The following is a 10,899-nucleotide window of genomic DNA, read 5'->3' as shown; positions in this document are numbered from 1 at the left end:
GGTTGCTCGCGCAGTTCCTCGCGCCCCTAAAGATTGCGCAGTTCCCCGCGCCCCTGAAGGGGCGCCCAGGTGGCGGCGCGCCTTCAAGGGGCCGCCGGTCAGGCGACCTTCTTGGCCTTCTCTATTGCTTCGGCGAGGGTGTTGAGCATGGGGGTGCACTTGTCGTAGGAGAGGATCGGCTCGGGGGTGCGGGGGATGACCTGGTCGGCCTTGACCGCGGGGAGCTTCTTCCAGGTGGCCTCGGTGATGTCGGCCGGCTGGATGGTCGCGGTGCGGTCGTCCATCATGATGATGTCCGCCGGGTACTTGTCGACGTTCTCCCAGCTCAGGTTCTCGTACCAGCCGCCGCTGGCCTTCAGGGCCTTGGCGGAGGGCTCGACGAGGTTCACGCCGAGGGCCTTGAAGTACTCCAGGTCGATGGAGAGGTTCGAGCCGGAGACGTAGAAGATGTCCTGGCTCGCGGAGCCGATGAGGACCTTGATCTCCGGGCGGGCCTTGGCGGCCTTGCGCACCCGCTCGGCGGCCGTCTCGAAGTTCTTCTTCGCCTCGACGGTCTTGGCGGCCTTCACGTCGGCGCCCAGCGACTCGGCGAGCGCGAGCATGCGCTCCAGCGGCTTGGGCAGCTGGCGGTCGTAGACGGAGATGCCTACGCTCGGGGCGAGCTTGAGGATCTTGTCCTTGGACTCGGCGGGGACGTACCAGAGGGTGCCGGCGTCGTCGAACATCGTGGAGAGCAGCACGTCGGGGGCGAGCCCCGCGTACTTCTCGATGTTGAACTCGCCCCAGGTGTTGCCGATGACCGTCAGCTTGCTGACGTCCATGTCGCCGGCCTGGACATCGGCCTTGCCGTCCTTGGTCTTCGTCGGACCGAAGACGCCCTTGACCTCGATGCCGTAGTCGTAGAGGGCGGCGGCGACACCGGTGAAGGCGACGATGTTGGCCGGGATCTTGTCCAGCTTCACCGTCGTGCCGCGGTCGTCCTCGAAGCTCCACGGGCCTGACGCGGCGGCGCTCTTCGTCGCGTCCGCCGAGCCACCGCTCTTCGAGTCTTCGTCACCGCAGGCGGCGAGCACGGCCCCGAGGCCGAGGGCGCCACCGGCGGCGAGGATGCCGCGGCGGGTGAGGTGAGTGGCACGGGCGTTGGACATGGCGTGGCTGCTTTCGAACAGGGCGGATGACCCACCGGACAGTGCGGAAGGTAGGCTAGCCTAACCTCATCACCTGTCCAGGGGGCGGGTCTCACCTGCGGGAATGCCGGAGGTGGCCCACATAAGCCCTTGTGAGCGGCCTGTGCGGCCCCTGAGCCCGGAGGTCCAGGGGCGCGCTTTTCGGCCACCGGCTCGGCCACCGGCTCAGCCGCCGGTTCAGCCCACCAACCCCAACTCCCGCGCGATCAGCATCCGCTGGACCTCGCTTGTGCCCTCGCCGATTTCGAGGATCTTGGAGTCGCGCCACATGCGGGCGACCGGGTACTCGTTCATGAAGCCGTAGCCACCGTGGATCTGGGTGGCGTCGCGGGCGTTGTCGACGGCGATGGTGGAGGAGTGGAGTTTGGCGAGGGCCGCTTCCTTTTTGAAGGGTTCGCCTGCGACGAGGCGGGAGGCGGCGTCGCGCCAGGCGAGGCGGGCCGTGTAGGCCTTCATCTCCATGTCCGCGATCTTGAACTGGATCGCCTGGTTGGCGCCGATCGGGCGGCCGAAGGCGTGGCGTTCCTTTGCGTACTTCACCGACTCGTCCACGCAGCCCTGGGCCAGGCCCGTCGCGAGGGCCGCGATGGCGATGCGGCCCTCGTCGAGGATGCGGAGGAACTGCGCGTAGCCGCGGCCCTCGGAGCCGAGCAGGTTCGCCGCCGGGACGCGGACGTCGGCGAAGGAGAGCTCGCGGGTGTCGGAGGCGTTCCAGCCGACCTTCGAGTACGGGGCCGCGACCGTGAAGCCGGGAGTCCCCGACGGCACGATGATCGAGGAGATGAGCGGCTTGCCCGCCTCCGTGCGGCCGGTCACCGCCGTCACCGTGACCAGGCCCGTGATGTCCGTCCCCGAGTTGGTGATGAAGCACTTGGTGCCGTTGATCACCCACTCGTTCGTCGCCTCGTCCAGGCGGGCCGTCGTACGGGTCGCGCCCGCGTCCGAGCCGCCGTCCGGCTCGGTGAGACCGAAGGCGCCGAGGATCTCGCCGGAGCAGAGGCGCGGAAGCCACTCCGCCTTCTGCTCGTCGGTCCCGAAGAGGTGGATCGGCATCGCGCCGAGGGAGACGCCCGCCTCCAGGGTGATGGCCACCGACGAGTCGACGCGGGCCAGCTCCTCCAGCACGATGCCGAGGGCCATGTAGTCGCCGCCCATGCCCCCGTACTCCTCCGGGAACGGCAGCCCGAACAGGCCCATGCGGCCCATCTCGCGGACGATCTCGTACGGGAACTCGTGGCGCTCGTAGAAGTCGCCGATCTTCGGGGCCACGACGTCATGCGCGAAGTCGGCCACCGTACGGCGGAGTTCGTCGAGTTCGGGGGAGAGGCGGTGGTCGAGAGGCATGGGGATCACTCCTGGTGGGAGAGGGCGCGGACGGTGCGGGACGGGCTGGGTCGGCCCAGTTGTTCGGCCATCCACACGCTGGTGGCGGTCAGACGGTCGAGGTCGACCCCGGTGTCGATGCCGAGGCCCGTCAGCATCCATACGAGGTCTTCGGTGGCGAGGTTGCCGGTGGCGCTCTTCGCGTACGGACAGCCGCCGAGGCCGCCCGCGGACGCGTCCACCGTCGTGACGCCGTGCTGGAGCGCGGCCAGGGTGTTGGAGAGCGCCTGGCCGTACGTGTCGTGGAAGTGCACGCCGAGGGAGGCTGTGGACACGCCTTCATCGTTGAGCGCGGTGAGGAGTCGGCCCACATGCCCCGGGGTCGCCACACCGATCGTGTCGCCCAGGCTCAGTTCGTCGCAGCCCATGTCGAGGAGCGCACGGCAGACCCGTACGACCTGGGGGACGGGCACCGGCCCCTCCCACGGGTCTCCGAAGCACATCGACAGATAGCCGCGCACATGGGCGTCCTGCGCCTTGGCCCGCGCGACCACCGGCTCGAACATCGCCAGCGCCTCGTCCACTGTCCGGTTGAGATTGGCCTTGGCGAAGGACTCCGTGGCACTGGCGAAGACTGCGATACGGGTCGCGCCGAGAGCCAGCGCCCTGTCCAGACCCCGTTCGTTCGGTACGAGGACGGGGAGGGCCGTGCCCGAGAGGTCGCCCAGGTCGCGGACGAGGGGGAACAGCTGCTCCGCGTCGGCCAGTTGGGGAACCCACTTGGGGTGGACGAAGCTCGTCGCCTCGATGGTGCCGAGGCCCGCGTCGGCCAGCCGCCGTACGAACTCCGCCTTGGTCTCCGTCGGGACGGTCGCCTTCTCGTTCTGCAGTCCGTCGCGGGCGCCGACCTCGTGGATACGGACGTGGGCCGGGAGGCCATCGGCCGGTACGGCCATGGGCAGGCCGAGTTCGGGGGTGGTCATGCCTTCTCCTCCTCCTGCGCTTCCTCGCCCGGTGCGACCACGGCCAGGATCTGGTCCATGGCGACCGTCGTGCCCGGGGTGACGTCCAGCTCGGTGACGATGCCGGCGTGCGGGGCGGAGATGACGTGCTCCATCTTCATCGCCTCCACCACCAACAGGCTCTGGCCTGCGGTGACTTCGTCCCCGACGGCCACCTTTACGACGGTCACCGTGCCGGGCATGGGCGCGGTGAGGGAGTCCGCGCCCGCGTGTGCCGCGCCGGTGAGGGAGGCGGCGACGGGGTCGTGGTCCAGGAGGTTCCACGCGTCACCGTCGCGGCCGAGCCAGGTGCCGGCGTGGTGGAAGGTGTGGGTGATGCCGTCGAGGTGGAGGGTGATGGTGGGGGGCTGCGACAGGCGGTTCTCTTCCCCAGACCCACCCCTTCCCGAAACCGGGAGCAAGCCCCCGGACCCCCGGAGGGGTTCGGTCGCGGCATCAACGCTGTCGAGCTGGAACTCCGCGCCTTCAGCTGTGGCCCGCACTCGGACGGTCACGGGGTCGTGGCCCGGTACCCGCAAGTGGTGCACGGTCCAGGCGGCCTCCCCACCGAGCCGCCACCCACTGGGCACGGAGAACGGATCGACCCAGCCCGACTCATTCAGCCCGTCCGGCGTTTGAGGACGAGGCCGTTCAGGCCGATTGGCGCTTCGGGAAGGGGTGGGGCTGGGGAAGAGGTCTGCCTGTCGCAGCAACCCACCCACCACGTACACCTCCGGCGGAACCCCGGTCGGGACCAGCCCCTCAACCTCCCGCTCCACCAACCCCGTATCCAACTCACCAGCGACAACAGCAGGATGACCGAGCAACCTCCGGAGGAACCCCGCGTTCGTCTGCACCCCGAGCGTCACCGTCTCCGCCAACGCCCCGCGAAGCCGCCGCAGCGCGGTTGCCCGGTCCGGCCCGTACGCGATGACCTTGGACAGCATCGGGTCGTACAACGACCCGACCTCCGTGCCCTCGGACAGCCCCGAGTCCGTGCGGATGCCGTCACCCTGGGGCTCGTGCAGCCGCAGGACCGTACCGCCGGACGGCAGGAAGCCCCGCGCCGGATCCTCGGCGCAGATCCGGGCTTCGACGGCATGCCCGGTGAGCGTGACGTCGTCCTGGGCGAACGCGAGCCGCTCGCCCGCCGCCACCCGCAACTGCCACTCCACCAGGTCGATCCCGGTGATCATCTCGGTCACCGGATGCTCGACCTGGAGACGCGTGTTCATCTCCATGAAGTAGTACGAGGACGGGTCGACGCCCGGCACGATGAACTCGACCGTGCCCGCCCCCGAGTACCCGCACGAGCGGGCCGCCTGGACGGCCGCCTCACCCATCGCGGCCCGGGTCTTCTCGTCGAGGAAGACGCTGGGCGCCTCCTCGATGATCTTCTGGTGGCGGCGCTGGAGGGAGCACTCGCGCTCGCCGAGGTGTACGACGTTCCCGTGGCCGTCCGCGAGGACCTGGATCTCGATGTGCCGGGGCCGGTCGATCCACCGCTCGACGAGGAGCGTGTCGTCGCCGAAGGAGGCCCGAGCCTCCCGCCGCGCGGCGGCGATCTCGTCCGCCAGCACGGCGGCGTCCCGCACGAGCCGCATCCCCTTGCCGCCCCCGCCCGCCGAGGGCTTCAGCAGCACGGGCATCCCGATCTCCCGGGCCGCAGAAGCCAACTCCGCGTCCGTGAGCCCACTGCCCGAAGACCCCGGCACCACCGGAACCCCCGCCGCTTTCACCGTCTCCTTGGCGCGGATCTTGTCGCCCATGAGCGAGATGGCGTCGGCGGGAGGCCCGATGAAGACGAGCCCGGCCTCGGCGCACGCACGTGCGAAGTCGGCGTTCTCCGCCAGGAATCCGTACCCGGGGTGCACCGCCTGAGCGCCCGTCCTCGCCGCTGCCTCCAGCAGCCGGTCCGCCGACAGGTAGCTCTCGGCGGCCGGTGCCGGACCGATCCGGACCGCCGTGTCCGCCTCGCGCACGTGCCGGGCGTCGGCGTCCGCGTCCGAGAAGACGGCCACCGAGCGGACGCCCAGCGACCGGAGCGTACGGATGACCCGTACGGCGATCTCGCCCCGGTTGGCCACAAGTACCGTGTCGAACATCGTCGTCCGTTCCCTCACGTCCGTCCCCTCACATCCGGAAGACGCCGAACTGGGGGTCACCCAGCGGGGCGTTCGCGCAAGTCGTCAGAGCCAGCCCCAGCACCTGCCGGGTCTCCATCGGGTCGATCACACCGTCGTCCCAGAGCCGGGCCGTGGCGTAGTAGGCGTTGCCCTGGGTCTCGTACTGGGCGCGGATCGGGTCCTTGAAGGCCTCTTCGTCCTCCGCCGGCCAGGACTCGCCGCGCCCCTCCAACTGGTCGCGCTTGACGGTCGCGAGGACCGAGGCGGCCTGTTCGCCGCCCATGACCGAGATCTTGGCGTTCGGCCACATCCACAGGAAGCGCGGGGAGTACGCCCGGCCGCACATCGAGTAGTTGCCCGCGCCGTACGACCCGCCGACCACCACTGTCAGCTTCGGTACGCGTGTGCAGGCGACGGCCGTGACCATCTTGGCGCCGTGCTTGGCGATGCCCCCGGCCTCGTACTGACGGCCGACCATGAAGCCCGAGATGTTCTGCAGGAAGACCAGTGGGATGCCGCGCTGGTCGCACAGCTCGATGAAGTGGGCGCCCTTCTGGGCGGACTCGGAGAACAGGATGCCGTTGTTCGCGACGATCCCGACCGGGTGCCCGTGGATCCGGGCGAAGCCGGTGACGAGGGTCTGCCCGAACTCGGACTTGAACTCGGCGAACCGCGAGCCGTCGACCACGCGCGCGATGACCTCGCGTACGTCGTAGGGGGTGCGGGAGTCGACCGGCACCGCGCCGTACAGCCCGGCGGGGTCCACCTTCGGCTCGATGCCCTGTGTGACCGACCAGGGGAGGGGGCCGCGGTCGGGGAGTGTGGAGACGATGGTCCGGACGATCCGCAGCGCGTGCGCGTCGTCCTCCGCGAGGTGGTCCGTGACGCCGGAGACCCGGGAGTGGACCTCGCCGCCGCCCAGCTCCTCCGCCGTGACGACCTCGCCGGTGGCGGCCTTCACCAGGGGCGGGCCGCCGAGGAAGATCGTGCCCTGGTTGCGCACGATCACGGCCTCGTCGCTCATCGCCGGGACGTACGCCCCGCCGGCCGTGCACGAGCCGAGGACGGCCGCGATCTGCGGGATGCCGGCCCCCGACATCCGGGCCTGGTTGTAGAAGATCCGCCCGAAGTGCTCGCGGTCGGGGAAGACCTCGTCCTGCATGGGGAGGAAGGCGCCGCCCGAGTCCACCAGGTACACACAGGGGAGGCGGTTCTCCAGTGCCACTTCCTGGGCGCGCAGGTGCTTCTTCACGGTCATCGGGTAGTACGTGCCGCCCTTGACCGTGGCGTCGTTGGCGATCACCACGCACTCGCGGCCGCTCACCCGGCCGATCCCGGCGATGACGCCCGCGGCCGGGGCCTGCCCGTCGTACAGCCCGTCGGCCGCCAGCGGGGCCAGCTCCAGGAAGGGCGAGCCGGGGTCGAGGAGCGTGTCCACGCGGTCGCGCGGCAGCAGCTTGCCGCGGGCGGTGTGCCGGGCGCGAGCCCGCTCACCGCCGCCGAGACGGGCCGCGGCCAGCTTGCCCCGCAGCTCGTCGACGAGCGTGCGGTGCGCCTCCTCGTTGGCCCGCCAGGCCTCCGCCGCGGGGTCTGCCGCGGTCGTCAGCTCCGGTGCCTCGTGCATTCTGCGGTCCCCTCACCCGGTGGTCACCGGTCCATGAACCAAGCCGTCAGCAGTCCATGAGCCAAGTCGCCAGTGGCCCATGAACCAAGTCGTCAGCGATCCATGAACCAAGGTCTCGTCGGCCCATGAACCAAGTTAATGAGCGTTAACGCGTTTCCTTCAGGTTAACGAGCGCTAACCTCCCTGTCTAGAATTGCTTCCATGGCCACGAGAACCGACGCCCCCACCCGCCGCGAGCAGATCCTCAAGGAGGCCGCGCGGCTCTTCGCCGAGCGCGGTTTCCACGGGGTCGGGGTCGACGAGATAGGGGCGGCGGTCGGCATCAGCGGCCCCGGCCTGTACCGGCACTTCCCCGGCAAGGACGCGATGCTCGCCGAGCTGCTGGTGGGGATCAGCGGGCAACTGCTGACCGGTGGCAAGCGCCGGCTGGCGGAGTCCGACGGGAATCCCGGGGCGCTCCTCGACTCGCTCATCGAGGGGCACATCGACTTCGCGCTCGACGACCGCCCCTTGATCACCCTGCACGACCGCGAGCTGGACCGCCTCCGGGACAGCGACCGCAAGCTCGTACGGCAGCTGCAGCGGCAGTACGTCGAGCTGTGGGTGGAGGTCGTCCGGGAGGTCTATCCGGAGCTCGCCGAACCGGCGGCCCGCTCGGCGGTCCACTCGGTGTTCGGACTGCTGAACTCCACCCCCCACCTGGGCCGCCCCGGCGCCCTCCCGGGCCGCGCGGGCACGGCGGAGCTGCTGCACCGGATGGCTCGGGGGGCCTTCGCGGCAGCCGCGGCGTGACGAGCGTTACGGGGGTCCTCCTCTGGACGCTGCCGCCTACTCGCCGGTACGGTGATGTTCTGAGCAAGCGCTTAGACATGGACTCATGAGCCAGGTGGAGGTGGCGGCGGTGCGCCGTACGGTGTTCAACGAGGATCACGAGGCGTTCCGGGAGACCCTCCGGGCCTTCATCGAGGCCGAGGTCGTTCCCGTCTACGACGAGTGGTTCGCGGCAGGCCAGGCGCCGCGCGACTTCTACTACAAGCTCGCCGAGCTGGGCGTCTTCGGCATCCGCGTGGACGAGGAGTTCGGCGGCGCCGGCATCGACTCGTACAAGTTCGAGGCCGTGATGTACGAGGAGACCGCCCGCGCGGGTGTCTCCTTCGGCGGCTCCGGTGTGCACGTGCTGCTGGGCCTGCCCTACATCAAGGCGCTCGCCACCGACGAGCAGAAGAAGCGCTTCCTGCCGAAGTTCGTCTCCGGCGAGGAGATGTGGGCGCTGGCGATGACCGAGCCGGGCACCGGCTCCGACCTCGCGGGCATGAAGACCACCGCGAAGCTCTCCGAGGACGGCTCGCACTACGTCCTCAACGGCGCCAAGACCTTCATCACGGGTGGCGTGCACGCCGACAAGGTGATCGTCTGCGCCCGCACCGCCGCGCCCACGGCCGAGGACCGCCGCTTCGGCATCTCCCTCTTCGCCGTGGACACCAAGTCCGAGGGCTACTCGGTCGGCCGCAAGCTCGACAAGCTCGGACTGAAGACCTCCGACACCGCCGAGCTGGCGTTCGTCGACGTGAAGGTGCCCGTCGACGACCTCCTCGGCGAGGAGAACAAGGGCTTCTACTACCTCGGCGGCAACCTGCCCTCCGAGCGCTGGGGCATCGCGTTCGGCGCGTACGCGCAGGCCGCGGCGGCCGTCCGGTTCGCCAAGGAGTACGTGCTGGAGCGCACGGTCTTCGGCAAGCCGGTCTCGCACTTCCAGAACACCAAGTTCGAACTGGCCGCCTGCCAGGCCGAGGTGGACGCCGCACAGGCCGTCGCCGACCGCTCCCTGGAAGCCCTGGACGCGGGCGAGCTGTCTCCCGCCGAGGCCGCGTCCGCGAAGCTGTTCTGCACCGAGGTCGCGCACCGCGTCATCGACCGCTGCCTCCAGCTGCACGGCGGCTACGGCTTCATGAACGAGTACCCGATCGCCCGCCTGTACGCGGACAACCGCGTCAACCGCATCTACGGCGGCACCAGCGAGATCATGAAGTCGATCATCGCCAAGGACATGGGTCTGTAAGGTCCGCGAAATTACCGCACGGTACAACCGACCCATGAGCAAGGCACTTGAAGCCCTGCTCGATCTGCTCGACCTAGAGCAGATCGAGCAGGACATTTTCCGCGGCCAGTCCCGGTTCGCCGTCGTCCCCCGCGTCTTCGGCGGGCAGGTCGCCGCGCAGGCACTGGTCGCCGCGGGGCGTACGGTCCCCGACGACCGGTTCGCCCACTCCCTGCACGCGTACTTCCTGCGCGCCGGGGACGCGGGCGCGCCGATCGTCTACACCGTCGACCGGATCCGCGACGGCCGGTCCTTCACGACCCGTCGGGTGGTCGCCGTCCAGCACGGGCAGCCGATCTTCCACCTCTCCGCGTCCTTCCAGACGTACGAGGAGGGCATGGAGCACCAGGCCGACATGCCGGCCGCGCCCGATCCGGAGACCCTGCCGACGGCCGCCGAACTGCTGCCGCGGTACGTCGACCTGTACCGCGAACAGGGTGTCGTGGAGCGGCTGTTGGAGGCCCGGGAGGCCGTCGACCTCCGCTATGTCGACGCGCCGCCGTTCGCCAGCGTGGGGGAGGAGCGCGAGCCGCGCTCCCAGGTGTGGTTCCGCACCAACGGCAAGCTCGCCGACGACCCGCTCCTGCACGTCTGCCTCGCCACGTACGTCTCCGACATGACGCTCCTCGACTCCGTACTGCTCGCCCACGGCCGCGGCGGCTGGGTCACGGGGGACGTCGTGGGAGCCTCCCTGGACCACGCGATGTGGTTCCACCGGCCGTTCCGCGCCGACGAATGGCTGCTGTACGACCAGGAGTCGCCGTCCGCGTCCGGCGGCCGGGGCCTCGGCCAGGCCCGTATCTACACGCAGGACGGGCGGCTGGCGGTCACGGTGATCCAGGAGGGGGTTGTACGGATCCCTCGGTGATCCTGATCCAGGGGCGGTGGCGTACGACCTGCTCGACGATCGAGGCTGCACGAGCAGCGTGAGCGCCTCTCTTGGTACGTCCCTCGTCCCTCGTCCCTCCGCCCTCGACGCGGAGTCCGGACGCGGCCTGGCACCGCACTCACCGGAGTCTGAGGCCGTGTGCTCCGGTGGGCCTGGCGCTCTTTCCAAAGAAACACGCGAGGGAAAGAAGCCTCACCAAGCCCCACCCCTCCCGCCCATGGCGGGCGCTCACTCGGGCGAGTGAACATCACCAACTCGGCTGGCTTCGGGACGGGTTGGCTGCTCTACGCTCAGCGCGGCACCACACAACCGCAGCAGCCACAACCGCAGACATGCGACGGCCCCCGCCGGGACGGCAATCCCAGTGCGAGGGCCTGACCACCGAGGAAGAAAGCCCTTCCTGATGGATACACAGAACACTAGCGTGCGCCCGCACGCCCAGTCCCGTCCCGCGGGCAAAAACCACCCGCCCCGGAGCGCCCGCGCGAACACCCGCCCGGGCGGNNCCGCTTCACGGTGATCGGCAATCACCTCGCCCAGCACCCGGAACTGTCCGGGCTGGCCATCGGACTCGCTGTCCATATCCAGTCCCTCCCCACCGGCGCCCGCGCGGACATCAAGACCCTCGCCGCCCGCTTCCCCGAGGGCCCG

Annotated in this window: 8 protein-coding genes and 1 pseudogene; 4 read left to right on the top strand and 5 right to left on the bottom strand. The window is 69.8% G+C overall.

Annotated features, from left to right (window positions below; genetic code table 11):
• Positions 1 to 98: 98 nt before the first annotated feature.
• The 5 genes from AOK17_RS11205 to AOK17_RS11185 all read right to left on the bottom strand — a co-directional run bounded on the left by AOK17_RS11205 (position 99) and on the right by AOK17_RS11185 (position 7,261).
• A complete protein-coding gene (locus AOK17_RS11205; RefSeq protein ID WP_055612248.1) occupies positions 99 to 1,148 on the bottom strand; it encodes an ABC transporter substrate-binding protein in 1,050 nt (349 codons plus the stop codon).
• Between the two features lie 216 nt (positions 1,149 to 1,364).
• Entirely contained in the window at positions 1,365 to 2,531 is a 1,167-nt protein-coding gene (locus tag AOK17_RS11200) for an acyl-CoA dehydrogenase family protein (protein ID WP_055612247.1), read from the bottom strand.
• Between the two features lie 5 nt (positions 2,532 to 2,536).
• Positions 2,537 to 3,493 carry a hydroxymethylglutaryl-CoA lyase gene (locus AOK17_RS11195; protein WP_055612246.1) on the bottom strand — a complete coding sequence of 319 codons (957 nt, stop codon included), beginning with the start codon at positions 3,491 to 3,493 and terminating at the stop codon, positions 2,537 to 2,539.
• Positions 3,490 to 5,616 (bottom strand): acetyl/propionyl/methylcrotonyl-CoA carboxylase subunit alpha, encoded by a 2,127-nt coding sequence (locus AOK17_RS11190; protein ID WP_055612245.1) that lies wholly within the window; start codon positions 5,614 to 5,616, stop codon positions 3,490 to 3,492. Before AOK17_RS11190 ends, AOK17_RS11195 begins: the two co-directional genes overlap by 4 nt.
• A gap of 28 nt (positions 5,617 to 5,644) precedes the next feature.
• Positions 5,645 to 7,261: a carboxyl transferase domain-containing protein gene (locus AOK17_RS11185; protein WP_055612244.1), complete on the bottom strand. Its 1,617-nt coding sequence runs from the start codon at positions 7,259 to 7,261 to the stop codon at positions 5,645 to 5,647.
• Positions 7,262 to 7,462: 201 nt separating this feature from the next.
• Between AOK17_RS11185 and AOK17_RS11180 the strand changes: the two genes are divergently transcribed.
• The 4 genes and pseudogenes from AOK17_RS11180 to AOK17_RS52115 all read left to right on the top strand — a co-directional run.
• Positions 7,463 to 8,053 carry an SACE_7040 family transcriptional regulator gene (locus AOK17_RS11180; RefSeq protein ID WP_055612243.1) on the top strand — a complete coding sequence of 197 codons (591 nt, stop codon included), beginning with the start codon at positions 7,463 to 7,465 and terminating at the stop codon, positions 8,051 to 8,053.
• A gap of 109 nt (positions 8,054 to 8,162) precedes the next feature.
• Positions 8,163 to 9,320 (top strand): acyl-CoA dehydrogenase family protein, encoded by a 1,158-nt coding sequence (locus AOK17_RS11175; protein ID WP_055612249.1) that lies wholly within the window; start codon positions 8,163 to 8,165, stop codon positions 9,318 to 9,320.
• A gap of 34 nt (positions 9,321 to 9,354) precedes the next feature.
• Positions 9,355 to 10,227 (top strand): acyl-CoA thioesterase II, encoded by an 873-nt coding sequence (gene tesB, locus AOK17_RS11170; RefSeq protein ID WP_055612242.1) that lies wholly within the window; start codon positions 9,355 to 9,357, stop codon positions 10,225 to 10,227.
• 527 nt (positions 10,228 to 10,754) lie between these two features.
• Positions 10,755 to 10,899, top strand: a pseudogene (locus tag AOK17_RS52115) (helix-turn-helix domain-containing protein); the annotation flags it as partial.

The organism is Streptomyces phaeochromogenes (genome assembly GCF_001418655.1).
GTDB classification, from domain to species: domain Bacteria; phylum Actinomycetota; class Actinomycetes; order Streptomycetales; family Streptomycetaceae; genus Streptomyces; species Streptomyces phaeochromogenes.
The sequence above is the reverse complement of the archived record's forward strand: the minus strand, read 5'-3'. Positions and strand labels throughout refer to the sequence as shown.

Bases quoted from the DNA above. Each gene is read 5' to 3' on its own strand.
- AOK17_RS11190 (WP_055612245.1), bottom strand. From the start codon at position 5,616: ATGTTCGACACGGTACTTGTGGCCAACCGGGGCGAGATCGCCGTACGG.
- tesB (WP_055612242.1), top strand. From the start codon at position 9,355: ATGAGCAAGGCACTTGAAGCCCTGCTCGATCTGCTCGACCTAGAGCAG.
- AOK17_RS11200 (WP_055612247.1), bottom strand. From the start codon at position 2,531: ATGCCTCTCGACCACCGCCTCTCCCCCGAACTCGACGAACTCCGCCGT.
- AOK17_RS11205 (WP_055612248.1), bottom strand. From the start codon at position 1,148: ATGTCCAACGCCCGTGCCACTCACCTCACCCGCCGCGGCATCCTCGCC.
- AOK17_RS11185 (WP_055612244.1), bottom strand. From the start codon at position 7,261: ATGCACGAGGCACCGGAGCTGACGACCGCGGCAGACCCCGCGGCGGAG.
- AOK17_RS11195 (WP_055612246.1), bottom strand. From the start codon at position 3,493: ATGACCACCCCCGAACTCGGCCTGCCCATGGCCGTACCGGCCGATGGC.
- AOK17_RS11180 (WP_055612243.1), top strand. From the start codon at position 7,463: ATGGCCACGAGAACCGACGCCCCCACCCGCCGCGAGCAGATCCTCAAG.